Source organism: Microbulbifer sp. VAAF005 (assembly GCF_030012985.1).
GTDB lineage: Bacteria > Pseudomonadota > Gammaproteobacteria > Pseudomonadales > Cellvibrionaceae > Microbulbifer.
On record NZ_CP120233.1, the window covers coordinates 5,331,841 to 5,358,027 of the forward strand.

Here is a 26,187-nt window from a genome sequence, read left to right on the forward strand (position 1 = left end):
TGGATGTGTAGTGTAAAAGAGGAGTTCAGTGAGGTTAGTCGTGAGTTTTGTAATATTTGAGTTTCGGCAATAAAGGCTGCTGCAGGAAACAATTAAGTTAAAATATTGGGATGTGAGTAGCTGTAGTGTAGTTGAATTGGGTACTTGGTCATTTACAGTCGCGATGCCAGAATATGTCCGCTCTTACCCATCGTAAACCTATCCCAGCAACTCCCTCTAAATGAGAGGAAGGTTGAAGTGGGGTGAGCTTACTAGCGGGGCAGAAATAATCAGTACACCCTGGTAATATAAACTGCATGAAATACGATGCCAGAAAACTTAGTACTGAGGAGCAGCACCTCATACGTAAAATTGCTGTTCAGCGAGTATTTGATGGAGAATCTGCGGCGGAGGTTAGTCGTAGCTTAGGGCTGGGGAGCAGAACTATTTTCCCATGGTTAAGGACTGCTCGGGAGAAAGGTATTGAAGCGCTATCTCCAAAAATTAGACCTGGACGCGGTAGAAAACTGTCAGCTATTGAAGAAGAGGAAGTCAAACGATGGATTATTGGTGGCGATCCAAGGCAATATGGCTTTGATTTCGGATTGTGGACACGTCAGATCGTATCGGATTTGATTTTTGAGAGATTCAAAATTGAACTTAGCGTTTCTAGTGTCGGCACACTTCTACATCGACTGGGCCTGACGCCACAAAAGCCTCTACGAAGAGCTTACGAGAGAGATGAGAAGGCGGTGAATAAATGGGTAAAGGAAGTCTATCCAAAGATTAAATCTTATGCGAAAAAAACTGGTGCAGAAATATTTTGGCTGGACGAGGCTAGTATCAGATCAGACGATCCACTCCAAAGGACATGGGGAGAAAAAGGAAAAACTCCAGTGGTAAAAACGAGTGGTCAAAGACAGTCAATCAATGCGATCTCAGCTTTATCGAATAGAGGTGGTTTCTGGTATCATATTTATAGTGGAAAGTTCACGGCAGAAAAGTGCGTAGAATGCTTCAAAAATTTCCAGAGAAGTCAGAAAAGACCAGTGATTCTCATTGTTGATGGGTACCCAGTACACAAATCGAAAAAGGTATTGGAGTATGTCGATTCACAGGATGGAAAGCTTGAAATGGTGTTCTTACCGCCATATGCACCAGACCTAAATCCAGATGAGTTGGTCTGGAATCATATGAGAAATATAGGGACTTCAAAGAGGCCGCTGAAAAAAGGTGAGACACTACTGAGTCGTGCAAATGCAGATTTGCAGAGCATCAAGAAAAATAGAAAACTTGTGAAATCATTTTTTCAAGAGTCGACTGTATTCTTTGCTGCTGCCTAGGTAGTAAACACAGCGCACCACCAAAAGGTTTCTTAGGGGAAAGGGGGATTTCACCCCAATAAAACGTCAAGAAAAGTAATCGAGAATTTTTCCGACAAGTGCTAGATCTTGAGAGCCCTTAGGGTCAATCTCTTTGCGAAGCACACTTTTTATATAGTCAGTGTCCCCCAGTAACCCTCTCGCTATACAATAATGGATGCAGCCGAAGCCGCGAGTTCTTTCCGGAATGCTGGCATAAAAAGCCTCTCTGGAGTTGAATTTAAACTGCTTGGATAGATAATTTTCTCCGGCGGTAAAAATACAATCCATACTGCGTAAAACTTCAGAGACGGCCCTGTCTTGGCTCTCAAAATCCTGAGCATAAACTCTTTGGCTTCGATACCTGCCTAGCTCTTGATGATCCAGCTGGATATAGAACATCAGCCCCCTTGCTGGAGAGGAATTGCTCAATTTGCAGTAGATTTCATCAATTTCTGGAGCGTAAATTCCGGCTGCCGGCTGTAAAAGTACTGATGCAGGGGAGCCATTAAAGCTCCACTTGGGATCAATAATCAGTTCACAGTAAGTTTCTGGGCGGATGTAGTATTTGTTGTAAATAAACTTCCACTCAGGATTCTGGGCCGCCTTAGATTTGACGGCCTTTAATATTTCACTTTTAAATGTCATGATTGATTATGGAGCTCTAGTTGATCGCAGTATATAGACATTGGTTTCACCAAAAGCATTTTTATAATCTGAATCTTTATCGTAACAAGAGCTGGCATCACCGGCAAGATATGCACTGTATACCACCTTTTGATTATCGCTCCACCACATCCCCTGCCTATAACGGTATCACCTTTCCAGTCACCTATCGGATTCATCCGATCAACAACCGTTGGCCGTTCATCTATGCCCACCCTGCTTTTTTTATCTTTCCGCGTCGATCATACTTACCGTAGCGATTACGATAGGGCTTTGATGCAATCCTAAGATGCTTGTATAAGTCTCCACCATTTGCCTGATCTAAATAAATGAGTTGATAGATCGTCTCATGATGTAACGATACACCTGTATGTCTCTTTAAATAGCTTGCAGTCTGCTGAGGACTTAATTCTTTTCGAGTTAGGATGACTATTTGTTGCCACTCTCCATCAGTCACTTTCTGTGCCTTATACGCTTGCCGGCGCCTAAGATCCGAGAGCTTATGTGCTTGCCCAGGGTGATATCCTCGCAAGCCTGTATTGCGTCGTAGCTCTTGGCTGATCGTCGAGGGGTGTCTTTCTAACAGTTTTGCTATTACTTTTGAGGGTGTCCGGCTTTTTTAAGCTGTAAATCTGGTATCGTTCGTTCTTACTCAGTTAGTAGTAGTTCATCAGTGCCTTTCTCTTGGTCGGGAGAGGTGCCGACTCTACCAGCTGAGCCCTCCCTTACCAATTGCAGTTATTATCCGAAACCAAGACTAATAAAACTCACCTGTTTGTAATCTTACTTTATGTATTGAAATCTTAAAATAGACTTTGTGATCTGCTCCTCTGGTTGAACGTAGATCTCGTTAAATTGGATGAATTATTTACTATTTAGTTCTTCTTCAGCTCCTGCTGATTTACTGAAAGTCTTTTGAAGTGGCTATAGTTGCTAAATCTTATTCTTTAAATATTGTTAAGCCTGATTAGCGGTTAGTTGTGTTTAAAGTGTTGTAACATACCGCCCTCTGAGGCATTCCAAGGTTAACAGGAAGGTTTTTAGGTTGGCATAATTTCTGCGCCAATTCTGTCATATATCTTTACAGATCCATCTTCTACTCAAAATTAACTCTTGAAATATCTGCTAATCTTACTACCAGCGGGCTGGCGGCATTTATAACTATAAGCGGTCAATGGGTTAGGTAATGCAAGATTTTCTGGATCATTTCACTACCCTGATCGAGTGGGCAAACCTGCTCGCCTGGGGCGGAGTCGGCGGCATCTGGTGGCTTGGAATCTTGATTTTAGGATTGCTGCCGGCGGGGCTCTACTTTTCTATTCGCACTCGCTTTATACAATTTCGTCACTTTGGTCATATGGCCAAAGTCATGATTCGTGGCATCCATAAGGAAAATGAAAACTCGGTAACTGCCTTTCAGGCATTTGCCACCAGCGCGGCTGCGAGAATCGGCACCGGAAATATTGCTGGTGTGGCTGTGGCCATAACCGCTGGTGGGCCCGGAGCGGTGTTTTGGATGTGGCTGGTGGCCTTGCTGGGGATGGCCACCAGTTTGGTGGAGAATACTCTCGCGCAAACTTACAAAGAGCGCGGCGATGTTCCCGGGGCATTTCGCGGCGGTCCTGCCTATTACATTGAAAAGGGGCTGGGACCGCAGTGGAAATGGCTGTCCCTGACTTTTTCAGTTTTTCTTATGATTTGTTACGGATTTACCTTTAATGCTGTGCAGTCAAATACGATGGCTGCTGCGCTGTATGGAGCTTGGGGTGTAAGCCCTTTATGGGTGGGTTTTTTTATTGCGCTCTTTGCCGGGATTATTGTTTTTGGCGGTATTCGTTCAATTGCGCGCTTTGCCGGTATTGTTGTCCCTTTTATGGCAATTGGTTACTTGTTGGTAGCTTTCTATGTTTTGGTCGCCAATATTTCTGAGTTGCCCGGGGTGCTGTTGGAAATTCTGGCAAATGCTTTTGGGTTTCAGGAAGCTGGGGCGGGGGCCTTTGGTGCGGCGGTGGCCAATGGAATCAAGCGGGGCCTGTTTTCCAATGAAGCTGGACTTGGCTCCTCGCCCAATGTTGCTGCTGCTGCAGATGTAAAACACCCAATGGTGCAGGGATACGTGCAAATGGCATCGGTATTTCTCGATACCATTATTATCTGTACTTCTACGGCAGCAATTATCTTGGTGGCAGATGTCTTTATGGTCGGTAATTTGGAAGGGGTTGGTTTAGTTCAAGACGCACTGGCGAGCGAGGTGGGTACCTGGGGAAGTAGTTTTATTGCTACTGCACTGATGTTTTTTGCCTTTACATCAATTATCGGTAACTACTATTACGGGGAAACCAATATTTATTACCTCTACCACACCCGAACATCCATCTTATGCTATCGGCTGTTGTTTTTAATGTTCGTGCTTTTCGGGGCTTGGGTGGCAGATACGGGAAGTGCGGAAAATTTTGCCTTGCTTTGGCGTATGGCCGATGTCTCGATGGGTTTTATGGCATCGGCAAACCTTATAGCTATCTTACTTTTGTCTGGTGTGGCTTTTAAGGTAATGGCAGATTACGAGAGTCAGTTATCTTCCGGGGTGCGTGAGCCGGTGTTCAATGAGAGTAAATTTAAAATAAAAGGCATTGAGCACGATGTTTGGGGGTGATACCAATTTGAGTTTGATACCAAGTGCTCAATGCCATCCAGTTACAAGCTGGGCTTGTGCATCGCCAGATAGAAAATAGCGACTACTTGCAGGAAGGCAAGTACACAGGCAGTGATTCTAATTGGCTTGGAGAAGTTGGGGCGTAAAGCAAAGACGCCAGCAATAATGTAGCCGAATACCAGGGCTACTTTCGCGGCTAGCCAGGGCGATGTGCCTGGGTTCCAACTGCCGAGAACCACCAGTCCGGCAGCCGCTGCTAAAAGCAAAGTGTCGTTGAGGTGTGGTACCCAGCGCAGGGGGCCATTTCGCCAGCCTGTGTTGTGGCTGAACTCCAACCCCACTCTGATGGTAAACAGCAGGATACTGAGCACTGCGGCGGTCATGTGGACGTGTTTTATAAGGGCATAATCAATCATGGTTATGATCTGGCTGTATGTTGACCAAGGTGTCCTATGTGCCTTCCAGGCAGAAGGAAGGTGTGATTCTAGCCGCCAAAGCATAACGACATGCTGCGGTCTGGTGCAATATGAAAAACGTGAAACGTTTGAAAATTGCAGCTAATAAAGTTGCAAAGCAGTGCCGCTTCAGAGTCTCCTTAGATCTGGCTGATCAGTCGACTTTGAAGATTTAGGCCCAGTTGTACTTATTATCTGGACTCAAATTGTGGGGCTAGACTAGATTTCTGATCTGACCATATTTCATCCGTTGTGCGACACCGTGTTCAGCCCGAATCATATTTTCGTTGATGGCTAGGAGGTCAGTGGGTACGTTACCGAGATCGTCACTGAGCCCCACAGTTGCAATCTCTTCACGCAGCTCCATAGACCCACCTACCCAAATCCAGCCACTGGTTCTGGTTGATATTAAGTTGTTACGGTTTGGGATAGTTATATTGTTATAAATAATATTTAGTCCCCCATTGGCGATACGCGCCATGGTCAAAGGTGCTCCCTGCTGACGGAGTACTCTTCCCATGGGGGCTTGGCGCTCGTCGGCGAGGAAAGTGGAGTTGGCACTCCCTGAGAGGTAGCGGCCGCGATTACATCGATCAGCGTGGATCAGCTCATGGGCGAGAGTAATGTAACTGGGGCAATTCCCCATCGTGACTGTGCCGTTGTTGGTCAGATTGGCAGTTTGAAGGACCGAATTGTTCCACATAACGACCCCGCTAGACCCGCTGCTCATCACTTTGGCCATAAAGCCCCTGTCTGAGCTGACTAGGGGAATGTAGCTCTTAAAGCCGCTCCAAACCTGATCCTTTAGCCATTGGTCTGGGCGAAATCCTAGGGCGTGATGTTCGGTAATCCTTGTGTCATGGCGGCTTGATATTAGTCGGCGCAGTAGGGTGGTGCTATTTGCTCTTAATCCGACTGCTGTCAAAATGCCAACGCCCTCGGTAATTCGAAGTACATGACGCCCCCCAGCTCGATATCTTTCCTGTGTATAGGTCAGAGCTGTACCTACATTACCTACCAGCGTGTTCAGAGCAGTTCTTACCTGTGTGATAAAAACGATGTTATTAGAGTCAATGCAGAGTCCCATTACTATTCTCCTATCCCGCTCGCATTACGAATTATCTTGACTGAGAAAAATTGTGAATTATTAAAGTTTTTAAGACGAATTTTCATACGCAAGAGGTATAACCCAATGGTCCTGATCAAAATAATTTTGATAGTGATATTCTGGGCTTGCCTATAATGTTCGAACTAAAAAGTTCTTCTTGGTCAGGTTGTGTGTTTAGTGAGCGGAGCGGGAGAATCCCCAGGGAAATTAATATTTTTTTGTAATTTTTTTGAAGTACATCTTGTAACTATCTGAATGATTATCTTAAGGATGCCTCTGCGACTCTACTCTTAATTGGTACGTTTTGCTATATGTTTTATTTTCCATGATGATTATTTTAATAAATTTAAATAATTGATTGTTGGGCTGTTTGGGGTGTGCGCTATTTGGCAGCTTGTGAGCTTGTCTGTTTATTGGTGCTGCTTGGGTCTCAGGGGATATAGCTGTGACATATTGAGGAAGGAATTTGGGGGGAAGATATGCGGTTAGCCGTTAAATTATCGCTGGTGTTAGTTGTTGCAGTTTTGATATTGGTATATGAAACTGTTCCCTATAAAAAATATAAATGGGTAGCGGTTGAGTATCTTGTTGATTTTACAAAAAAGGGGAGAAGTGAACTTAACTTTCGTTCGTAACTAAGTGTGCCCTACGAACTGGAATTACAGATAGAAAGGGCACTTGATTCCAGTGAGCTAAATTGTCGGTTGGGTATTGCATACCTTGATAAAGAAAAGTGTAACGATCATCCTGAAAAATTGGCTATCGATTGGATAGTTTATGAAGAGGGGGCCGAGGTTGCAGCGGTGATAAGACTTACGGGTTTTGGGGGGCAACAATGGGAAAGGATTATACTATTGTAGGTTCTGTGATAGACCCAGACCCAGACCCAGACCCAGACCCAGACCCAGACCCAGACCCTGTACTTGCTGTTGCGGATTCGGTGCTTAAGGTGGTAATTGATCGGGTCGAATACAAAAGTGCCGTTGTTTACTCCAGCCTGCTTAATTTAACTTCTTATCTGCTTATTGTTCTTGCTGTTGCGAGTTGCTTTATTGGGCTTATCTTCAAGTGGCTGACTTGAAATTGCTAGCTTGAACCACACATAAGTAGATCCAAATGGCGATTTGTAAATGGCTTTGATTTACCAGGCGGAATCTAAATGGTTCCACTGCTAATAGACGTCAAACTCTAGTGCTCATGGTACATTTTGTACAGAGTGAAGGTCGTTGTTCATAATCAATCTGAAAAAGGATACGGCGATATGTTAAAGGCAGAATATCAAGAGCGCGGACCAGTGCCGCAGGATGTTATTGAGGCGGTGTCCTTTGATACCCCTGAACTTCAAGAGGGGCAGGTGTTGCTGGAGATGCTGGCAGCTCCAATTAACCCTTCAGATGTTCTGACCCTGACGGGCGATTATGGGATGTTGCCTCCTCTTCCTGCGGTTGGAGGCAATGAAGGTGTTGCCAAGGTCGTCAAACATGGACCTAATGTTACCGCGCCAGCCGTTGGTCAGGTCGTTCTGCTACCGGTAGGAAGCGGCACCTGGGCCACACATATGGTGGTCAATGCCCAGGGGCTGATTCCGCTCCCGAATAATGTGGACCCTCTACAGCTTTCCATGATAACGATTAATCCGCCAACGGCTTACTTGCTGTTGAGCGAATTTGTAGATCTCAAGGAGGGGGATTGGGTTATTCAGAATGCCGCAAACTCCGGTGTGGGGTCTTATCTGACAACCCTGGCCAAGTTACGGGGCCTGAAAGTGATCAATGTTGTCCGTCGTGAGTCTTTGATTGAGCCGATGAAGGCCGCAGGCGCTGATGTGGTTCTCGTGGATGGTGAGCACCTGGGTAAGCGAGTGGCTGAGGCTACTGGTGGTGCTGAGATCAAGCTAGGCATTGATGCTGTTGGTGGAATGGCAACTGCTCGCATGGGCGAGGCTCTGTCAAATGGCGCAACCTTAGTGAATTATGGCGCACTTAGTGGGGAACCCTGCGTTATCACACCGGGGATGATCATCTTTAAAGATATCACCGTGCGCGGGTTCTGGCTGGCCAAATGGTTTGGCTCGGCATCCCCAGAGCGGCAACAGGAAGTTTTTGGCACTATCACAAAGCTAGTAGCGGAAGGTAAGTTATCTGCACCAGTTCATGGCACATACCCTCTGTCTGAAATTAAAGAAGCCGTACGAATAGCTGCGGCAGGCGGGCGTGACGGCAAAGTGCTGGTTGTTAGTGAAAGCCTTGCGAGTTGAATTCTAAGTATTAAATAGTATCCCACCAAAAGTGCCACCTGATGAGGTGGCACTTTTGAAGACAGTTCCGTCATTTTTTCGGAGCTTGATTCCTCAAATGCTACCCTTGATGTCAGCTCTGACTTTTCATCTAAATTTATCTGCTGCCCATTGCTTTCTGAAAAGCGTTAGTTCGTGGAAATCAACAACGATGAGTTTGTTGTTTATATAAAATTTTCAACTTATGTGGACTTTAGTTTCCCTACCTAACTTCATGGAGATTGTTGCCTGCTAATGGAGGAGAGTACCGGCGCATGTCTTGTCTTGTCCCAGGACGTGCCAAAGCGCTTAGGGGAAGAGTACCGCTCATGCCACCAAAAGTTGGTAGACATTGCGCTAGAGTGCGATGGATTACGTGAGGTCAGTTTGTTGGAGCCTGTCTCTAAAATTCAAAATGAGTGGGTTCAAATTTTTCAGTTTGAGACGATTGATCAACTGGAGGATTTTGTCAGTAATGGTTTATTTAAAGACCTTATTACTTTTTTGGAAAAGCAGTTTTCTGTTGAAGTCGTTTCACAAGTTATAGCTGAAGCAGATCAGTTGACAGTGCCGGTGACAATTGTGATTTCCAAGAGTGTTAAGCCCGAGTACTTTCGCGAATATATGGAGTGGCAGGAAAAAATAAATGAGGCAATTAAAGCATTTCCTGGTTTTCTGGGGGTGGTCTTACCAAACCCATAAAAGGTGTTCAGGATGATTGGGTAGTGGTGTTTCGGTTTGATTCCAATAAGCATCTTGATAATTGGCTTGACTCTGATGAACATCAGAAGTTGGTGAAATTAGGGAAGGGTTTTTTTAGGGATGTAAATGTAAAGCGGATAGGGCATGGATTTGAAGATTGGTTTACTCATGCTCGTGGACGAGCCAACAATCCTGGGCCCGCGCAGTGGAAGATGGCAATGTTGGTTCTACTGATGTTGTACCCCATAGTTATGGCCATTGAAATATGGCTGTTGCCCTTGGTGAAGGACTTGCCGTTTGCATCAACCAATTTTGTTGTGAGTATGCTGATTGTTTCTTCACTTTCGTGGGTGGCTATACCCGCTATGACTAAAGTTTTTAGAGTTTGGTTGTCAGACACATCAGGGAAGCTAACTCGAGTAAATTTCATGGGAACTTTAGTGGTTATAGTGCTGTATTTTATTTTGATAATGCTTGTTGGTTGGGTAGCTCAATTGCCCACAGTCTAAGGTGTTATTTAAGAAATTCTAGAGAATTTTTTTATCGAGAGTTTGTTGTTATCTGCAGTTTACAGGGCCAATGGCTGACAATCTGGAGCACATAAAGTGAGCAACTTAAAGAATCGTTCTGAGAGTAAAGACTGGCCAGAGTTACCCTATGCTGAGTCGGTAAATACGATTGCCACCCTGCATATGTGGATGCAAGTTATTGGCAAGATTCGCCTGGTACAAACCCCTTGGATCAATCACTCCTGGCATGTTCCTCTATATATTTCCGCCAGAGGGCTGGAGACATCTCTTATCCCTTATGGAGGACGCTCGTTTTCAATTGGCTTCGATTTCTATCATCACGTGTTGAAGCTATTGACCACTGAGGGGGAGAATGGGTACTACCCTTGGAGTCCCGCACAGTTTCTGATTTCTACTGGGAAGTGATGGCTGCACTCAAGCAGCTAGGTATACCGGTTGAGATTAACACTATGCCATCCGAAGTGGCGGATGCGATACCCTTTGAGAGGGATCAGGATAACTACGAGTATGATCCGGATTATGCTAGACAGCTTTGGCAGGCGTTGGTGCAAATTCATCGAGTTTTCACTGAGTTTCGCAGTCGTTTTATTGGCAAGTGCAGTCCAATTCATTTTTTTTGGGGAAGTTTTGATTTAGCACTTACCCGTTTTTCTGGCAGGGAGGCGCCTCCGCACCCTGGTGGCATTCCACACTTTCCCGATTGGGTGGCCAGGGAAGCCTACTCCCATGAAGTTAGCAGTGCCGGTTTTTGGCCTGGCGGCGGCGGTGTAGATGGCGCTTGCTTCTATTCATATACTTACCCAGAGCCCCAAGGATTTCCCGAAGCAAGGGTGGCACCCGGCTCAGCTTACTATTCCAAAGATTTGGGTGAGTTCTTATTGCCCTATGAAGCGGTGAGAGCTTCACGTTCCCCTGATGAGGCACTGTTTGATTTTTTGCAGAGTACTTATGAAGCTGCAGCCGATAAGGGAATGTGGGATAGGTCTGCCTTGGAGGAAAGTTTCCCCCCACAAGCCCGGTAGAATTTGTGGGGGTTTTGCTTATTCTCTGCTTTTAAGCTGCTCGATAAATGCATCAGATGCTTGTTCTATAAGCTGGAGAATATGTTGAAACCCTTCAATATCACCATAATAAGGATCGGGTACTTCAGCTAAATCACTATCTTGCAACACTGATAAAAATAACCCTAGTTGGGCCTCTGATGAGTCAGGCTGCAAGGATTGCAGTGCTTCCAGGTTATCTTTGTCCATCGCAAAGATATGATCATATTTTGTAAAGTCGGTGGTGGCTACCTGGCGAGCGTAGCTATTTTCAAATGAATAGCCATTTTCTTCACCAATAGCCAAAGTTCGGGGATCTGGTCGCTTACCCGCGTGGTAGCTGATGATACCCGCAGAGTCGACGGAAACAGGAATGCCCGCCTGCTGTGCCTTGGTGCGGAAAACGGCTTCCGCTAAGGGGGAGCGACAAATATTACCGAGGCAGACAAATAATATCGAGAGACCTGAATTAGCTGTCAAAATAGCTCCAAGATATTTCGGGTACATTAAAGAGGCGCATTTTAATCAAAATATCGAATGTTTACACGCTGGCTATCAGGGGCAATAGAAAGTACAGCTTTAGTCTCAATATAAAACGGCTGGTGTTTACTTGAAAGGTAGTTGGGATTAAGCTGCTTTTTAATAAAAGAGACCGTATTTTCTGTCGTCCAGTAAACTTGGTCTGGTCCCCACTTTTCAGGCTTTAGCTCGTATAGTAAGTCCAAAGTATTTTCAGATAGCTTGTAAACTTGTAAGGCATTTTCATTAAAACCGGCATCCAGGTCTTGTTCGGCAACAAAAAGGTAGCCGCCTTGTGGAGACAACAAAGGGTAGCCGGCAAGAGAATATTCATGGCCGTTTCTCAAGTCGAGCAAAATATAGGAATGTGCTTCCCAGAACTGTTGATGTATCAACAACAGGTAATCAGTTATTTGATCAATTGCAGAGTAGGCTGTGTGTTTTGAGGGACTATTAGCGGGAAATGTATCCGTATATGTCAGTGATTTCCCGCTATTCAGGGCTATAGTCAGGTGCCCTGGTTGCGTCCGCTGGATATGGCTGATTTGATCACTCAAGCTACTTTCGATTGACCGTGCACAGCTCATAGAGTTGTGAATATCACTGCACTCAAATTTATCTTCAAACACACTGAAATGCAGGCCCAGGCAATAAGTGGGAGCTACTGCTAAAGCTAACAAGGTAAAGAATATCAGTGGACTATTCAGCCCCAACTTAAACGAGAACTTCATCCTCATAAGTGCCCTGTAGATACTCTAGCCAGTGATTTTATGCCGCGCACTGAATAGTGCTACACACCCGCGAACTTCTATTTTGTACTCTTTAAATCGACTGGCAAGGAATGTATCGAGGTCCTCTTCACAATCCTGAGTATTAGAAAATATCCCTTTCTTATTGTAGATAGCCATTAATTTCTTGGCAGCTCCACTTTTCGGTACTCCTTCAGACAGGATGGTGGAACCAAATACGGTGCCTGAATCCGATAGCAGGGTTGCGACATTATCCAGCGCAACCAGTTTTTCTGGCAGCTTGCCGGGAAGGCAGTGAAATAGGTAATTTAAGGAGATTGAATCAAAAACTTCAGTCTCTAAAGTAATTTTATCCAGGACATTGCAGCGGAACTGTGTTGGGTTATATCGGGCCACTCTTTGCGCTGAGATATCCAGGCTGTTTTGATTCAGGTCCATCAGGGCGAGGCGGACTTTGTCGGAGGGGAAATGGCACCTGTCCATAAAGTAGCCCGTTCCGACACCTACATCCAAGTGGTTGGAAGATATATTTCGATTGAAGTGCTCTAGTATTCCAGGAGTTGGGCACTTCCAAATAAAGCGGTTTGATATGCCCAGAACCCACATATCATAAAGCCAAAGTACGGGTTTGGAATAGACAGCTTGGCCTTGTTCGACCTCTTTAGTGATTGTCACTTCAATCTCCAATGTATGACTGTTGTGCGGCTTTACCAATAAAGGAGAGGGGATGTATCTACAGTGTATTTCGAGAGTATTGTTTTCACTCTCTTCAGTCCCAGTAGCAAGCCGCTTATTATTGTTCTATGGTACCACCTAATGTGGTGCTAAACAGCTGAGTGTTTCACAGAGGATCTCTAATCGCTGCAGAGTTCTTTAGCGGCACATTCTCACTTATCAAACAGGCTAAAGTCATACTCCTGCAAGCGCTCTTGTGCAAAGTTCAAAAACACGTCAATTTTCTTTGAATCTTTTCGCTTTACTTTATAGATAGCGCCTACAGTTTTATCTTTTCGCTCCAAGTCAGGGAGTACCTCTACCAGTCGCCCCTTTTTGATATCCCGTTGGCAAAAATAGGAGGGAAGCTTGGCAATGCCATTCCCGTTTAATGCGGCTGCTCGGGTATGGAAAGTTTTGTTGGATATTAAATTTCCATTGAATTGATAGAACTTTCCATCAATTGACCAGCCATCTTCCAGGCCGTCAAGGCGGGTTAGCATGATGTTGTGTTGGCTGAGCTCGGCAATGGATTTGGGGCAGCCGTGTTCTTCCAAATAGGTCGGCGCGGCAATAAAAATAGGGCGGATACTAAATAGGGGCTGGGCGTAAAACTGGCAATCGGGTAGGGTTTCCCAGACGCGAAAAGCAATGTCGATATCGTCCTCGATTAAATCCAGGTGATAGGGGCTGAAGATAAGCTCCAAGCTGAAATCGGGGAATGCTTTCTGGAAATCATTGCAGATATGACTGAATACTTTTAAGCCGAGGGTTTCCGGAAAAGTGATTTTTAATTTTCCTCGGGTGAGCGTTGCCGCCTCTGCTATCTGGTCTTCCAGCTCGGTGAATGAGCTGATTATTTTTTGCCCTTTCTGGTAAGCAATCCTTCCGGCGTCTGTGACAGCGATTGCCCGGGTGGTGCGATTGAGCAATACCTGGCCAAGGGCCTGTTCAAGTTGGGCGAGAGTCTTGCTTACGGTGGGCGTAGACAGGCCCAAGTGCTTGGCAGCTTTGCTTAAGGAACCGTGATCAACAACACTGCAAAAAACGTTGATCAAGTGGTATTTGTCGTACTCTCTGCGCACAGACTGTTTCCTTAAAGCTAAAAGATCTTTTCAATATATCCCCTTTGTTAAATTAAAGTAAATAGTAAACTGCTTCCCCATACTAATCGACCAGGGAGATAAGGCTATGAATCCATTAACTTGTAATTGTGGAGCGATTCATTTCAACAAGCTTATAGATGCCCTGTTAGTACCAGCGGGCCAAAGGGGGCACGCTGATACTGAAGTCGCTATCCATATCAGCGATCCTGAAAAGTCACTGCGCAAATACCACTTTAAAGAGGGGGCTTTACGGGAGAGGGCATTCTGCAAGCACTGCGGTGCAGAAATCTATGCGATCAATCGTAGCGGCGAGCTAGTGCACAACCCATCAGCAGAGGCAGCCTCTCGGCCGAACTATGCCGGTGTCCTTAATTACGGCTTTTAGCTGGCGGCACCTACTGGTTGTGCAGTTTTGTTAGTAGATGCCTGCCGGCTTGCTATCCAGAGGCTCCTTAGGCCTGAGTGGTTAAGTACTTCAGGATATCGACAACCTGTGCGGGGGTCTGTGCCCAGGCCTGGGCGGCACCGTCCACTTCCTTGAGTGCGTGCACCAAGGATTCATCGTGAAGTGTGATATAGGACTTGCCTAAGGCTGCACAAAAGCCGGCATCAAATGCGGCGTTCCATTGTTTGTATTTCTCGCCAAATCGAATCACCGCCAAATCACAGTTTTCAATCAGGTGCTTGATTCGGATTGCGTTAACTTTGGCAGATTTGTGATCCCGCCAGAAAGCGTTCTGCTCCTCACCCAGGCCATCACCAGCGGCATCGCTGGCGTCGTGGTTGGTGACTGCGGAAGAGAAGGAGATATCCAGCCCTTCTTTTTGGCAACCATCGATAATTTGCGCACGCCAATCGGAGTGGATTTCGCCGGAGAGGTAAACTTTAAGCTTCATTGAGTGGCCCTTTAGAACTGGAGACTAATATGCAATTTAGAGTCACATACTAGCACTTGAAAGCTTTGAAATCCGGTAGTTGTTCTAGTTGGGAGGGGACTGAGAGCGATCAAATGGACACAGGCCCTGTGCGATCAGGGCCTGTAAGGCATTTTATTATAGGACTTGCTGCTCAAACTGGACGTCTTTGGGGAACTTCTCTGCGGGCAGGCGGGTTGAGTGCAATTGGGCTACTAGCCACTTGCCATCAATTTTCTTAACAATGGCGCTTTCCAACCACACCGCTTCTTTATTGCCATCCTCGGATTTAAAAATGGACTTGGTCCAGTAGTTGATGGTCAGCAGGTTCTCACGCTCTTCAAAATTGATGATGCTGAAGTAGTTGATTCTTTCCAGCTTTGAGGGCTTGGGCTTCATTACGGCGATAAGGTCTTCAATATCCCAGACTTCACCGTGCTCAAGGAGTATAAAATCGTCGCTGACGCCGTCTCGCATAGCCTGGTGGTCCAGGTTTGAAAGCGCAGCAAACAGCCCGTCTATCGTTTTAAAACCTTCGGGTTTCTCTACTGCTTGTGCGTTGATTGCGATCAAGGTAAGTAGTATTGCAAAAAATGATCTGATCACAGGAGTACCTCTGTGGTTATTTTTTAGGGGTGTGAAAAAGGGGGTATTTTAGCCAAGTCGGGCCCTAGTTGAATTACTTCGACAGCAACTTGGATTGCGCCGCAGTGACTGAAAGTCGCTTCTTGGGGATTGGGCCTATTCTAGCAGGGATTACTCAACTGAGGCTGTGAGCCGATAGGCCTTTCAATAACTGTTGGGCTTTTTTCCCGATATATCTCCCTTGCTCCGGGGACCTTTGGGTTTGGTTACTCCATTGTACCCCGTGCCAGAGAATACAAAGGTAACCGTAGATCAGCTGCCATAACTCCAAGCGCTGATTGTCTTCAGGTGACACAGTGCGATTAAGATAGCACTCCAGTAAACTATTTTGCTCTCGCTGATTCAAGTTGTGTTCCTCTACCAAAACAGCGAGGTCATAGAATTTATCCCCCATTGCCGCGTACTCCCAGTCGATAGCGTATAGCTTGTCAGAGGGAGCCCAGATCAGGTTGCCAACCGTTAGATCGTTGTGGCACAGGCAAATTTCGTCGCCCATCCGATAAGCAGCATCAATTAATTGCGGAAGTTTCTCTTGCAGTGTGTCGAGCAAGTGGAAATAACTGGCTCGCTTGTCGATAAACTGCCTGTAACTAGAGATTTTCTCACTGATGTTTAATTGGGCATCAATTGCAGGGGAACCGTGTATACGGCGCAGCAGATCGGCAAGTTTTTCCAAACTGTGGGCGACATTTTTATCCCAGGGAGTGCCTTCGATATAGCGGGTCACCAGATATCGGTAATTTGGATCACAGTAAACCAAAGGGGCACAACTATCGGAATATGTGGCAGCTTGCAGCGCCTGCTGTTCAGCAGCCCTGTCGAGATTGAGCTGATCGCTGATGCTGGAGTTTATCCGCAGCACCATCAGCTGATCGGCGGACTCAACCAGAAAGGCGTTATTGGTCAGCCCCCAGCCAGGGCCCTGACCACCGTAGGCCGGGCCTTGCTCCAATGATGCCAATCGTTGGGGATAATGTTGCTCAAGTCCTGGTTCATATCAGTTGGTCACTATGCCGCTGCCATTGTTTGAGGAGCGCTAGCGGTTTGTAGTTTCTCTTTTCGGTAAATGGCCAACCACTGGAAATAGCCAATTACAACCAGCACCAGGTACAGCATAAACAATACGGCAGTAAGATAGAGTTCTCTGTCCAGGTAGAGATAGATTGAAGCACCGTCCACGATAATCCAGTAAAGCCAGTTCTCCAGTACCTTCCGGGTGACCATATAGGTGGTGACGATTGCCCCCAGAGTCGTGAATGAATCCAGGTAGGGGAGGGCGGCACTGGTGTTGCGATCCAGCAGGTAGCCGATCAGTAACGTCAGTATCAGGGTAGCGCCAATAACTATTGAGTGGGTTTTTCCGCTCCAGCGATGGATTTTTAAATCGTCTTGCCGGTTGCGGTGATTTCGCCATTGCCACCAGCCATAAACTGCCATCAGCAGATAGAAAACCTGTAGTGCAGACTCCATTAACAGGCTGACATCCCAAAATAGAAACAGGTAGATCGTCGTACTGACAAACGCGGCATACCAGCAGCTGATTTTCTCCCTCATGGCCAGAAGCAAATAAGCCAGGGCCAGTATTACAGCGGCTACTTCCCAGAGGGACATGGCCGCAATCGAAGCGCTGATTGCGGTGATGATATCCTGGTCAAACATGCGCTTCTCCCGGGGCCAGGTCGCCGTCGATAAACTTGCATACAAAAATGGCGCGGCCAAACTGTTCGTAGGATTTTCGCATTTCCAACTTGAGCACATCCATCAACAGATCGTAATCGCCAAACACCTGAGTACTCATTGTATTGGTGATTACCTTGAGTTCTGGGTGGCTGTTTAACTGTGCGATAAACGCTTGAATAGCCGGGATGTACTCGTCCTTTAACGGATACATACTGATTTCGACAGAGAGCTGCATAATTTCCCGCTTGATAGAGATTCTGGAGCAGCGAAGCGCTGCCCCAAAGTCACTGAGTGATTAGAAGGTGTAGGTGCCTGTTACCCCGGCAATTCGGGGCTCACCATACTGATAGTAGGGCTCGGCTGCGTAGCCATTGGCCGGGTTATTGCCATACTGGTTACTGAAGTAAAACCCACGCACATAGTAATCTTCGTCAGTCAGGTTTCTTCCCCACAGGGCAACATCCCAGTTATCTCCCCGGTAGGTCAGGCGAGCATTGACCAGTTCGTAGGCTGTGGATTTTTCGTCGTGGCTGTTTGAGAAGTAGAACTCGTCTTTACCCTCAAGCTCCAATCGCAAGATCAGGTTTGGAAGCAGATCGATTTCTGTACCGGTGAAGAACTGGTAGTTGGGGGCGTGAGCGATATCGCGGCCATCCAGATCGACCGCAGCCAGCACCGTTCCTGCGTAGTCATCGCGGGCATCGACATGGGAACTGCTTTCGTAGTCTTTAAATTCCGCATTCAGCCAGCCAGCAGAGGCGAAAAAGCGCAGGGCGTCGGTAGCCTGATAGTTCAGTTCCACCTCAAGACCAGTAGTACTTCCTCCGGCTGCGTTGGCAAGGTAGTCACTAAATGAGTAGTCGGCAGGGTTAAAGATAGAAACCTTAGCCTGAACGTCATCTCGATCCTGGTAGAAAGCGGCAACCTGGGCTTGCAAACGATTCTCCAGCCAGCTGCCCTTAATACCTAATTCATAGTTGAGCATATGTTCGGTATCGAACTCGAACATGTCACTGTTGATCTCAGTGTTGCTTGTTGATTCTGAGATGATTCTGCCGTTTACACCGCCGGCTTTATAGCCCCGGGAAACTGTAGCGTAGAGCAGGGTGTTGTCGGTGTAATGGTATTGCAGGGAGATATTGCCGCCCCACAGGTTTTCTCCATTATCTGCATCGATGTTATAGGAGTCAGAGTAATCGGCTTCGCGTCTTTCCAGTCTCAGGCCGGTGATCAAGTTGATCGCTGGGGTGATTTCCGTAGAGAGCTGGCCGTAGATGGCAGAGTTTTCAGTATCAAAAGTGCTGCGGAAGCTCTGGTTGCGATTCAGGTCCTCGCGCTCCGTGCGGCCATAAAGGCCCACAACCCAGTGACTGCGATCCCAGAATAACTTGGACTCTTCGGTAGAGAGTGCGCGAAGGTCAATGCTGATATTGTCTTTATCGCGCTGGTAATTATCTGTGGAGCTGTATTCCCAGGGATGAAAGCCGACATAGCTCCAATCCTCATCGTAGCCATATTCTGTATCTGAATCGGCGAGGCTGAGGGTGCCTTCTAGGGTAAAGTTGTCGTTACCAGACCATTGAGCAGTCAATGCGCCGGCAAAGGTTTCCTGGCGATCCCAGCCGGGCTGATCAGATTGGGTTTCGCGAGTGTTATAGAGAGAGAAAGCATCGTAGCCGTTATCAACGTCGATATAGAAGAGGGTAACGCCCAGCTTTAAATCGTCGGACGGGGAGTAGGCCAGCTTACCGCGCAGTACAGACTCATCAATATTGCTGGTGTCATCGCGGTCGAGATACACATTCTCGGTATAGCCGTCGGATTTGCGTTTGCTGGCAGCCAGTCGGTAGCCAAGAGCATCGCTCAAAGAACCGCTGGTAGCCGCAGACAGACTCTGTCCATTGTACTCACTCAGCTCGGCGGACACCTTGGTGGTTGACTCACTGGTGGGCGCTGCACTGGTCATGTTGATCAGGCCGGCCAGGGCATTAGCGCCGTACACTGTGCCCTGTGGACCCCGCAGGATTTCCACTTGATCGATATCCAGGGTGCTGGCTGCGAGTCCCAGGCCAGTAAAGTCGATACCGTCGATGATCAGGCCAACTGAGGGGTTTACTGGGTCGATAAACTGGCTGCGCTCACCAATTCCGCGAATCTGTACAAATCGTCCCCTGGAGGCGCCGGAGGAAAAATTCACATTGGGCGCCATGTTCAAGAGCTGGTCCAGATTGGCCGCGCCCCGCGCATCGATCGCGCTTTCATCCAGCACGGTAACACTGGAAGGAAGCTCCAAAAGGTTGGTTTCCCGTAGCTGTGCCGTAACCACCACTTCCTCAAGCCCGGTCTCTGCGGTATTAGCGGTGGCGATACCGGCGAACAGGCTGCTGGCAAGGCTGACAGACCAGGCAATAGGGTGGGTGGGAAACTGTTTTTTCATGGTTCTCTCTCGAATAACGGCAGTGAAAGAGACCCGGAGTGCGACGTGGGGAGGTTTTGCTTTGTCTACCTATTCCTACGCCGGTATTAACCGGATCAGGTTCAAGGGTTTGTCGCGACAGACCAATTTGATCCCCGGACATCTCAGGCAAGGCCACCCCTTAGGTTTTGCGGGCGCGATGATAGCAGAAACTGGGGTATAAAGTGGTAAAAGCAAGGAAGGGAAAGCGCTTATGGATCAGGTATCTTACTTTAGTGGCAAGACGGCACTGATTACCGGTGGTGCTTCTGGAATCGGTGCGGCCTTGGCCTGTCGACTGGCAGCACTTGGGGCTCAAGTCATTATCGCGGATATCCAGCGGGACCTGGCTACGCAGGTTGTCAGCCAAATACAGGAGTCCGGTGGGAGAACATCGTTTGTTCACTTGGATGTTCGTAATTTTGATCAATTTTTTCAGGTCATTAGTGAAATATCTCCGTTAGATTTCCTTTTTAACAATGCTGGTATAGGAGTGGGTGGATATTTTTCCGATCATAATCTTGAAGATTGGAAAGCGGCGATTGATATCAATTTGTTTGGCGTTATTCATGGGCTCCAATGTGGTTTCCAGGCCATGAAGCGCCAGGGCTCTGGCCATATTATCAATACTGCCTCAATGGCGGCTTTAGTTCCGTCGCCAGCAATGGCCGCCTACTCAGCCTCCAAGAGTGCTGTGGTGGCAATATCAAAGGCTATTCGCCCTGAGGCTGAGTCCTGCGGTGTACGAGTGAGTGTTTTGTGTCCCGGGGCAGTATCAACGCCGATTTTGCAGGGAGGTGGCGTCAGTGGGCGGATGCCAACCCCCATTCCACTTCAACAGCAGGCAGAGATGTTCGAGCCTCTGGGGCCAATATCTGCTGATGCTTTTGCAGAAAAGGCTTTGTTTCAAATTGCAAAGAACAAAGAAATCATTGTTGTGCCAGCAAAACTTAAGTTGCTGTGGTGGCTGGAAAGATTATTTCCTTCTTTGCTGTGTCGCCTTTCCTTTAAGCAGATGGAGAAAATACTTCAGCCTTTGGGACTAAAATAATTGTATCTTTGGAAAGGCGGAGTAAATTGGGAAATGATGATTTCCTGTGACCACTGTGGTGAAGTTTGGGAGTTTGCTGATAAGGCCCTGCCGAACATTAAAAAAATTACGCGGAATTTTTCTGAGGGGCGTATTAGCGTAAGTTTGATAAAAGCGCTGAGCGGTGAACTTAAATTGCCTATGCTCTACAGCAAAAAATTGGCTGTTCATATAACGGTAAGATCTGGGCACTGCTTTTACTGCCAGGAGCCCCTGGGCATAGAAGAAGCGTTTATAAAACACTGTCAGGGCTGTGGTGCCTTGAATTTGGATCGCAGATTCGCTTAATGGGAAGTAGCTTATTTAGAAGCACCCGGCGTGCCGAATTATCAGCATGCCGAGTTGGGGGAGGGGCAACTTTATGCCGCTAATAGCAGAATCTAATATCCGGGTTTGGGAAAAGTATATCTTTTAAGGGGCTGGTGGTTGTATTGTACGACAACAATATGAAGCTCTGTTCAAATTATTCACAGATTAAGTATTATTTCTTTGCTAATAGAGCTGGCGGCTTACGCTTCCTATTTGGTACCCCCTCAGAACTTGATTCGATTTTCTGTTTTTTTGGCTCTGAATGATAAATTGCTATTTTTCAGGGGCACAAGTTAAGTACTATCTAGTCTAGGCATTATGCCAGTACAGTCTCTGTCTCCAGCTACGCCAAAACCATTCACTTTTTTGTGTTAATAATCAGGGTAAGTAAAAAGGAATTTATTTTATGAGCAAGTTTAATTCTCTACTGTATTCGATTGTTTTAATTGTGGCTTCTCATTGTGTGTCTGCCGGTGCTATTAAGAAAGAGGTGAACAGCTTTGAGGACGTCCAGAATATAATTGAAGAGTCAGCCACCCCAATAAATACGTTACTGGTTATGGATAATGATGACACCTTGAGTATGATGCCTTGCGCTGAAAAGTCTCAATGTCAATATCTTGGTGGCGCAGCTTGGTACTCATGGCAAGAAACTTTATTGGAAACCGATCCTAATTCAGGTTTCCTTGTGGCAAAAACAAAAGAGGAGTTGATTAATATATCCGGTTTGCTCTTCTCTGTGAGCAATATGGTTTATACAGATGACAATATTGTGCCGGTACTTGACAGTTTGAGGCAAAGTGGGGTGCGATTGATGGTTGAAACTGCAAGGGGCGATGCAGATGTTTCAGCTACCGAGAGACAGTTCAAACGCTTGCCAACCCCGAATACGTCCTACCAAAATTTATTAGAGCTTATTCGGTCAAATACTCTCAACTTCAGTCCAAATAATCAATTTAGCCTTGCAAGTCCGTTTAAGCCCTGTGATTTAAGTGAGGCAAGGCCAGTAAGCTATCGGCAAGGTATTATGTACTTAGCCGGGCAAGATAAAGGTTTTATGCTTGACTGCTTGCTGCGATCCTACAATTCTTCGGCTAATAGTAGTGAGCACTACCTAATTTCCAACATTATCTTCATTGATGACAGTTTTGAGAATGTCGAAAGTGTTTACCAGGCATTCAAGGACAATAAGAAATATGAGGTAATAGCCCTGCACTACACCCGTCTAAGTAAGCACAAGCAGGATTTTATGGACGGGCCTCAGAAAAAAGCATTACAAGAAACTGCGAAAAAGAGATGGGAAACCATCATGGCGAGTCTTAATAGTGCGCTATTAATGCCGGCTGTTGAAAACTAGTTTAACTTCCTTGTAACTAAGCTCAACGGCTCCATTTCTAAACTGTCATCCAAGTAAAAAGGGAAGTGTATACGTCTACCTCTAATGTTTAATCGATTTTGGAGGTGCAGAGCACTCAGAAGAGATGGTAGTCGTTGTATGACGATTAATCGGTTATAACTCAGTTGAAGAGGGAGGAGCATTAACCGGCTGTAATTTCGCAAGCCATGCGCCTAGTGTCTTTTTAGCAGAGTGCAGGCTTGCCGCACCATTGCTGCTGAATCGCTTTTTTAAGTTTTGATAAAAATAGAGCACGTTATTTGCGGATGGACGTTTCTGTAAAAGCTTTGAATTTTTCCAGTGAACAATAACGTATATCTCCACCAGAAAGGTATCCAGCAAGCTATGACCTTAGCTGGATACCCTTGTGATTGGTTAGGTCATGGTTTACAGCGACTGTAAGAACTTGAGTAGCGAGTTTCGCTCTGAAGCCGATAGATCAATATAGTTCTGTTGGCTCTCAGCAGCTTCTCCCCCGTGCCAGAGAATGGCTTCTTCAATAGACCGGGCGCGACCATCATGTAACAAATTACTATGACCATTCACTGCGCTATTAACACCCAATCCCCATAAGGGAGGCGTTCTCCACTCGCGGTTGTACTCCGCGCTAATCGTCAAGTTGTCTGCTAAACCTTCGCCCATATCATGCAGGAGTAAGTCTGTATAGGGGCGAATGACCTTGCCTCTCAACTCCTCAAGAGGGTGAGCGTGATTGGTGTTCATCTCTGGCCGGTGACAGGATGAGCAGTTGATCGATTCAAATAGAGCTTCACCCTGAGCCACGATGGATTCATTGATTAAATCGGGATTTCTGGGTGGTGCGCCCAGTGCCTGAAGATAAGTAGTTAGGTCGTCCAGGTGAGAATCAGTGAGCTCTTCGTCGTGATTACTGTGCTTTTTACATTCCAGCTGTTCGATACCACAGTTTGCATTGGGTTCCAGTGCTGTGTTCACGCCAATATCATTGTTCAACGCATCTGCTGAGAAGCTGCGCAAGCTCGGTTGGGTAGCCTTCCAGCCAAAGCGTCCTACCTGGGGAAGAGGTGTTGAGCCCGTATCGACCAGTGATACTCGCCCAGAGATACCATCGCTATTGGAATCGTTAGGGTCGTGCCACTCAAGGATTTCTGTTTCGTCAACCGCCTCAAGTAAGCCCAAGCCAGTGATGTTTTGTGGCATACGTGGCGAAAAGTAATCAGCGGATGTGTTTTCACCTTCATTGGTTGTTACTACATAAGTGGGGGACTGTAGGGTGTAGCTATCCCCATTGGCATAGCTACCTTGAATGGGGCTATAGGTGACTTGAATAGATCCTTCTGGGGCTATGTCACTATTGAGTGAATGGGTTTGGAGGACAGGGCCAAAGTAGTGGTTTGGCAGGGGTTGTCCTGCTTGGGTTATTGCACCGGACGACAGCTTAAAGACCATCGAATTGGGAACACTAGCCTCTGAGGGGGCCGGGCCCCGGCCGTTATTGATATGGCACGCCAGACATGACTGCTCAATGGTTAAGCCTGCTGATAGGTTTGCCATTTGGTTGAAGTCTGGGTTCCCGAGTTCCTCGTGCTCTCCGGTATTAAACCGGGTGTGGAATATCCTGCGACCATCTAGAAACTCGTTGTGCGTCTCCCACTGGATGTTGAGGGCTTCTCTGAAGTAGGCTGTCCAGTCGGCGATTCCGCTATCCACGATGTAAGTATCATAGACATCAATACCATCCAGTATTGGGTAGGTGACTTCAACGGCATCAGCGTCGGAAGCCGTTGCCCATTTACCATCGCTGCCAGCGTAGTAGGTAAGAGTATTATCGTCAGTATTTACTGAAATGACTTCTGAAGCGGGTACCGGGTCAGTAGCCCTGATGTATGCTGCGGTTGCTTCACCGGCACTTTCAACAGCGGTCTCAGTTTCCAGGTCTGCAACCATATGAATACCGGGTTGGCCCAGGAGAATGCGGTAGGTGTCTGTGTAGTAAACTGTCTGCCCACTGACATTCTCATCGCCCTCCTCAATGCCAATGAATTGCTGAAACTCCACCTCCATCCATTCGCCGACTTCCAGCTGCCCGTCATCACCATCGTGAGCATCGTAGGTGATACGACATACCCAGACTTGGCCTCTCCCATCTTCATCAGCTTCCCGGTAAGGGGTTTCATCAAATCTGGCGTTGCTATTAAAGTCAGCGCGGTGTTCATTTGAATAAGAGGAGCGGCATTCGGGTGGCCGATAAAGCGCGTATTCGGCAGAGTAAAAGATCTCAATCAGGTTCTCACCGGCGGGCGTATGGTCGTGAATCTCTATGCCAAAGGTTCTGTGTTCAAAGTAGAAGGTCGGGAACTCGTAAAAACTATCCTCGGATTCATGTCGCAGACGTGCTCGGCCACTTGCCAGTGTTACAATGGTGCCATCTTCCTGAATATACCAGTGTTGAGACTCTTCTTCTGGCTGCTCAGTATCAAATAGAGGGGTATATTCTATGGACGCGGTTTGATTAATTTCCTCTGCCGCACGATCAAAAACCATCAGTTCCCACAAACTATATTGCGAACTCCCCTCACTGAGTTCAGTTCCGTTTAGCTGAACATAGCGATACTCTCCACCAATTAGGTGAGAGTCAATTCGTTGGCCATATTCTCCTGAATCAGCTGTTGCCAGGGTGGTCCATGTTGTGCCGTCGCTTGAGCCCAGTACCTCGTAAGATTTTGCGTTGTGGTCGCCCCAGTCTAGGACCACTTTGCTGAGCAAGTGTGTAGATTTAAGGTCAAGGGTGAGGCTTGATGTGCTGGCAGTATCACCACTTTCCCAAAGTGTCCTTCTTAAGTCATCAATGGCAAGGACCCCGTTGCCAGAACTGGAAGAAATAGTTCCACTACCTGCAATATTTTGTCCAACCTCTTCATCGGACTCAGCGGGCTCACCGCTTGAAGTTGGTGTTTCATCACTGGAGCTGTTGCCCTGAGAGTTGGGGGTAGCTTCTGTGGGGTCTTCATCAGAGCTATTATCCCCGCCTCCACCACCACATCCGGACAATACCATTATGAATAAGGCGAAAAATGCTGTTAAACAGATTTTTGCCAGTGGATTGATTGTTTTCTTGAAATACGGATCCATATATTTCTCTTTTTATCAACAGCTATTTATAGTAATAGTGATGAAATGAACTTTATCTGTAATTTAAACGGAGAATTTTCAAAATTCCTGTTGAGGGTGCTTGGTTCGGGGTAAAAATAATTTAACTATTATTTTTGGTGTGTGTCCTTTTGTTTGTATGTGCTGCTGTCTTTTGGTGATGATTACTCTTGGTAAATATTGGATATGAATTTTCTAGCTTGATTTGTAGGACGGCATAATAGTTATATTTTTTATTTGCATCGTTATGCTGCGCCCACAGGGGATGAATTTAAGTTAAAAAGGACAGCGATATGAGCTTGTTCTCAGCTTTCTGTTTTACTTCGCACGAAGTATGTGATAAGGCGGACCTTGTGTCTGTGATTTAGATCGGTGCATTTAATAGGTCTGACTTATAGATTGATATCGTGTGTCAGTTGTGATGCTGAGTGCGTTAAAAAGTTAATCTTTAGTCTTGTGTAAGATTTGACACGGCTAAAAATAGTTATTTAAAGATTGGTATTTAGTTTTCTACCCACAGTTACCTTTATTCTCATGGGTGTTTTTTATTAATTAACAAGCTCACCAACACTAGGTGTCACGCTCTAAGTCTTGATAATTAATTTTTTATACGCGAAGGTGTTATGTATATTGAAAGGTGAGCCGTACTTTTTTATGAATGGTTATCGAACATTGATCATCGCTACGTCGAGCCTGATTCTTATAAAAAGCC

24 protein-coding genes, 3 pseudogenes and 1 riboswitch are annotated in these 26,187 nt (G+C 46.4%); of the genes and pseudogenes, 10 read left to right on the top strand and 17 right to left on the bottom strand.

Going from position 1 to position 26,187, the window contains the following annotated elements; translation table 11 throughout:
• The first annotated feature begins 296 nt into the window (after nt 1-296).
• On the top strand, nt 297-1,322 hold the full coding sequence (locus tag P0078_RS24010) for an IS630 family transposase (RefSeq protein ID WP_282932372.1): 1,026 nt from the start codon (nt 297-299) through the stop codon (nt 1,320-1,322).
• 66 nt (nt 1,323-1,388) lie between these two features.
• On the opposite strand, the gene P0078_RS24015 is transcribed toward P0078_RS24010, so the two are convergent.
• The 3 genes and pseudogenes from P0078_RS24015 to P0078_RS24735 all read right to left on the bottom strand — a co-directional run.
• Nucleotides 1,389-1,988: a hypothetical protein gene (locus P0078_RS24015; RefSeq protein WP_282932373.1), complete on the bottom strand. Its 600-nt coding sequence runs from the start codon at nt 1,986-1,988 to the stop codon at nt 1,389-1,391.
• A 152-nt stretch (nt 1,989-2,140) separates the two neighbouring features.
• Nucleotides 2,141-2,313, bottom strand: a pseudogene (locus P0078_RS24825) (IS30 family transposase); the annotation flags it as partial.
• A pseudogene (locus tag P0078_RS24735) lies at nt 2,287-2,601 on the bottom strand (transposase family protein); the annotation flags it as partial. The pseudogenes P0078_RS24735 and P0078_RS24825, both read right to left, overlap by 27 nt.
• A gap of 591 nt (nt 2,602-3,192) precedes the next feature.
• On the opposite strand from P0078_RS24735, the gene P0078_RS24020 reads away from it, so the two are divergent.
• Complete coding sequence (locus P0078_RS24020) at nt 3,193-4,659, top strand: alanine/glycine:cation symporter family protein (RefSeq protein ID WP_282932374.1); 1,467 nt, start codon at nt 3,193-3,195, stop codon at nt 4,657-4,659.
• Nucleotides 4,660-4,700: 41 nt separating this feature from the next.
• Here P0078_RS24020 and P0078_RS24025 read toward each other — a convergent pair whose 3' ends face one another.
• Complete coding sequence (locus P0078_RS24025) at nt 4,701-5,075, bottom strand: SirB2 family protein (RefSeq protein ID WP_282932375.1); 375 nt, start codon at nt 5,073-5,075, stop codon at nt 4,701-4,703.
• 253 nt (nt 5,076-5,328) lie between these two features.
• Entirely contained in the window at nt 5,329-6,201 is an 873-nt protein-coding gene (locus tag P0078_RS24030) for a M91 family zinc metallopeptidase (protein WP_282932376.1), read from the bottom strand.
• A gap of 856 nt (nt 6,202-7,057) precedes the next feature.
• Here P0078_RS24030 and P0078_RS24035 point away from each other — a divergent pair.
• From P0078_RS24035 to P0078_RS24055, 5 genes and pseudogenes are all read left to right on the top strand, one after another.
• Nucleotides 7,058-7,303, top strand: a complete 246-nt coding sequence (locus P0078_RS24035) for a hypothetical protein (protein WP_282932377.1) — start codon at nt 7,058-7,060, stop codon at nt 7,301-7,303.
• A 180-nt stretch (nt 7,304-7,483) separates the two neighbouring features.
• A complete protein-coding gene (locus tag P0078_RS24040; protein WP_282932378.1) occupies nt 7,484-8,479 on the top strand; it encodes a zinc-dependent alcohol dehydrogenase family protein in 996 nt (331 codons plus the stop codon).
• 273 nt (nt 8,480-8,752) lie between these two features.
• The gene (locus P0078_RS24045) at nt 8,753-9,199 is read left to right on the top strand and encodes a putative antibiotic biosynthesis monooxygenase (RefSeq protein ID WP_282932379.1); all 447 of its coding nucleotides are present in this window, start codon (nt 8,753-8,755) and stop codon (nt 9,197-9,199) included.
• 26 nt (nt 9,200-9,225) lie between these two features.
• Entirely contained in the window at nt 9,226-9,708 is a 483-nt protein-coding gene (locus P0078_RS24050; RefSeq protein WP_282932380.1) for a putative antibiotic biosynthesis monooxygenase, read from the top strand.
• 189 nt (nt 9,709-9,897) lie between these two features.
• A pseudogene (locus P0078_RS24055) lies at nt 9,898-10,751 on the top strand (DUF5996 family protein).
• Between the two features lie 18 nt (nt 10,752-10,769).
• Here P0078_RS24055 and P0078_RS24060 read toward each other — a convergent pair.
• The 4 genes from P0078_RS24060 to P0078_RS24075 all read right to left on the bottom strand — a co-directional run bounded on the left by P0078_RS24060 (nt 10,770) and on the right by P0078_RS24075 (nt 13,836).
• Entirely contained in the window at nt 10,770-11,249 is a 480-nt protein-coding gene (locus P0078_RS24060; RefSeq protein ID WP_282932381.1) for a low molecular weight protein-tyrosine-phosphatase, read from the bottom strand.
• A gap of 41 nt (nt 11,250-11,290) precedes the next feature.
• Entirely contained in the window at nt 11,291-12,019 is a 729-nt protein-coding gene (locus P0078_RS24065; protein ID WP_282932382.1) for a hypothetical protein, read from the bottom strand.
• Nucleotides 12,020-12,043: 24 nt separating this feature from the next.
• Nucleotides 12,044-12,712, bottom strand: coding sequence for a class I SAM-dependent methyltransferase (locus P0078_RS24070; RefSeq protein ID WP_282932383.1), 669 nt, complete (start codon nt 12,710-12,712; stop codon nt 12,044-12,046).
• Nucleotides 12,713-12,924: 212 nt separating this feature from the next.
• Complete coding sequence (locus tag P0078_RS24075) at nt 12,925-13,836, bottom strand: LysR family transcriptional regulator (RefSeq protein ID WP_282932384.1); 912 nt, start codon at nt 13,834-13,836, stop codon at nt 12,925-12,927.
• Between the two features lie 106 nt (nt 13,837-13,942).
• Between P0078_RS24075 and P0078_RS24080 the strand changes: the two genes are divergently transcribed.
• The gene (locus P0078_RS24080) at nt 13,943-14,242 is read left to right on the top strand and encodes a GFA family protein (RefSeq protein WP_282932385.1); all 300 of its coding nucleotides are present in this window, start codon (nt 13,943-13,945) and stop codon (nt 14,240-14,242) included.
• Nucleotides 14,243-14,309: 67 nt separating this feature from the next.
• Here the strand turns inward: P0078_RS24080 and P0078_RS24085 are convergent, their stop codons facing one another.
• The 6 genes from P0078_RS24085 to P0078_RS24110 all read right to left on the bottom strand — a co-directional run bounded on the left by P0078_RS24085 (nt 14,310) and on the right by P0078_RS24110 (nt 19,533).
• Nucleotides 14,310-14,753: a YtoQ family protein gene (locus P0078_RS24085; protein WP_282932386.1), complete on the bottom strand. Its 444-nt coding sequence runs from the start codon at nt 14,751-14,753 to the stop codon at nt 14,310-14,312.
• Nucleotides 14,754-14,909: 156 nt separating this feature from the next.
• Nucleotides 14,910-15,377 (bottom strand): nuclear transport factor 2 family protein, encoded by a 468-nt coding sequence (locus P0078_RS24090; RefSeq protein ID WP_282932387.1) that lies wholly within the window; start codon nt 15,375-15,377, stop codon nt 14,910-14,912.
• 154 nt (nt 15,378-15,531) lie between these two features.
• Nucleotides 15,532-16,368, bottom strand: a complete 837-nt coding sequence (locus P0078_RS24095; protein ID WP_282932388.1) for a phosphotransferase — start codon at nt 16,366-16,368, stop codon at nt 15,532-15,534.
• Nucleotides 16,369-16,424: 56 nt separating this feature from the next.
• Nucleotides 16,425-17,075 carry a nicotinamide riboside transporter PnuC gene (pnuC, locus tag P0078_RS24100; RefSeq protein ID WP_282932389.1) on the bottom strand — a complete coding sequence of 217 codons (651 nt, stop codon included), beginning with the start codon at nt 17,073-17,075 and terminating at the stop codon, nt 16,425-16,427.
• Nucleotides 17,068-17,331: a hypothetical protein gene (locus P0078_RS24105; protein ID WP_282932390.1), complete on the bottom strand. Its 264-nt coding sequence runs from the start codon at nt 17,329-17,331 to the stop codon at nt 17,068-17,070. The genes pnuC and P0078_RS24105 overlap by 8 nt, the downstream gene beginning before the upstream one ends.
• A 60-nt stretch (nt 17,332-17,391) precedes the next feature.
• The gene (locus tag P0078_RS24110) at nt 17,392-19,533 is read right to left on the bottom strand and encodes a TonB-dependent receptor (protein WP_282932391.1); all 2,142 of its coding nucleotides are present in this window, start codon (nt 19,531-19,533) and stop codon (nt 17,392-17,394) included.
• Between the two features lie 55 nt (nt 19,534-19,588).
• A riboswitch (TPP riboswitch) is annotated at nt 19,589-19,704 on the bottom strand.
• Nucleotides 19,705-19,765: 61 nt separating this feature from the next.
• On the opposite strand from P0078_RS24110, the gene P0078_RS24115 reads away from it, so the two are divergent.
• Both P0078_RS24115 and P0078_RS24120 read left to right on the top strand, forming a co-directional pair.
• Nucleotides 19,766-20,602, top strand: coding sequence for an SDR family NAD(P)-dependent oxidoreductase (locus P0078_RS24115; protein ID WP_282932392.1), 837 nt, complete (start codon nt 19,766-19,768; stop codon nt 20,600-20,602).
• Between the two features lie 754 nt (nt 20,603-21,356).
• The gene (locus P0078_RS24120) at nt 21,357-22,307 is read left to right on the top strand and encodes a DUF2608 domain-containing protein (RefSeq protein ID WP_282932393.1); all 951 of its coding nucleotides are present in this window, start codon (nt 21,357-21,359) and stop codon (nt 22,305-22,307) included.
• 153 nt (nt 22,308-22,460) lie between these two features.
• Here the strand turns inward: P0078_RS24120 and P0078_RS24125 are convergent, their stop codons facing one another.
• Complete coding sequence (locus tag P0078_RS24125) at nt 22,461-22,688, bottom strand: hypothetical protein (protein ID WP_282932394.1); 228 nt, start codon at nt 22,686-22,688, stop codon at nt 22,461-22,463.
• Nucleotides 22,689-22,733: 45 nt separating this feature from the next.
• Nucleotides 22,734-25,457, bottom strand: a complete 2,724-nt coding sequence (locus P0078_RS24130; RefSeq protein WP_282932395.1) for a di-heme oxidoredictase family protein — start codon at nt 25,455-25,457, stop codon at nt 22,734-22,736.
• Nucleotides 25,458-26,187: the final 730 nt, after the last annotated feature.

Coding starts and splice junctions, on each gene's coding strand:
- P0078_RS24065 (WP_282932382.1), bottom strand. CDS start 12,019: ATGAAGTTCTCGTTTAAGTTGGGGCTGAATAGTCCACTGATATTCTTT.
- P0078_RS24040 (WP_282932378.1), top strand. CDS start 7,484: ATGTTAAAGGCAGAATATCAAGAGCGCGGACCAGTGCCGCAGGATGTT.
- P0078_RS24025 (WP_282932375.1), bottom strand. CDS start 5,075: ATGATTGATTATGCCCTTATAAAACACGTCCACATGACCGCCGCAGTG.
- P0078_RS24045 (WP_282932379.1), top strand. CDS start 8,753: ATGGAGGAGAGTACCGGCGCATGTCTTGTCTTGTCCCAGGACGTGCCA.
- P0078_RS24110 (WP_282932391.1), bottom strand. CDS start 19,533: ATGAAAAAACAGTTTCCCACCCACCCTATTGCCTGGTCTGTCAGCCTT.
- P0078_RS24080 (WP_282932385.1), top strand. CDS start 13,943: ATGAATCCATTAACTTGTAATTGTGGAGCGATTCATTTCAACAAGCTT.
- P0078_RS24020 (WP_282932374.1), top strand. CDS start 3,193: ATGCAAGATTTTCTGGATCATTTCACTACCCTGATCGAGTGGGCAAAC.
- P0078_RS24105 (WP_282932390.1), bottom strand. CDS start 17,331: ATGCAGCTCTCTGTCGAAATCAGTATGTATCCGTTAAAGGACGAGTAC.
- pnuC (WP_282932389.1), bottom strand. CDS start 17,075: ATGTTTGACCAGGATATCATCACCGCAATCAGCGCTTCGATTGCGGCC.
- P0078_RS24130 (WP_282932395.1), bottom strand. CDS start 25,457: ATGGATCCGTATTTCAAGAAAACAATCAATCCACTGGCAAAAATCTGT.
- P0078_RS24085 (WP_282932386.1), bottom strand. CDS start 14,753: ATGAAGCTTAAAGTTTACCTCTCCGGCGAAATCCACTCCGATTGGCGT.
- P0078_RS24010 (WP_282932372.1), top strand. CDS start 297: ATGAAATACGATGCCAGAAAACTTAGTACTGAGGAGCAGCACCTCATA.
- P0078_RS24030 (WP_282932376.1), bottom strand. CDS start 6,201: ATGGGACTCTGCATTGACTCTAATAACATCGTTTTTATCACACAGGTA.
- P0078_RS24120 (WP_282932393.1), top strand. CDS start 21,357: ATGAGCAAGTTTAATTCTCTACTGTATTCGATTGTTTTAATTGTGGCT.
- P0078_RS24035 (WP_282932377.1), top strand. CDS start 7,058: ATGGGAAAGGATTATACTATTGTAGGTTCTGTGATAGACCCAGACCCA.
- P0078_RS24015 (WP_282932373.1), bottom strand. CDS start 1,988: ATGACATTTAAAAGTGAAATATTAAAGGCCGTCAAATCTAAGGCGGCC.
- P0078_RS24115 (WP_282932392.1), top strand. CDS start 19,766: ATGGATCAGGTATCTTACTTTAGTGGCAAGACGGCACTGATTACCGGT.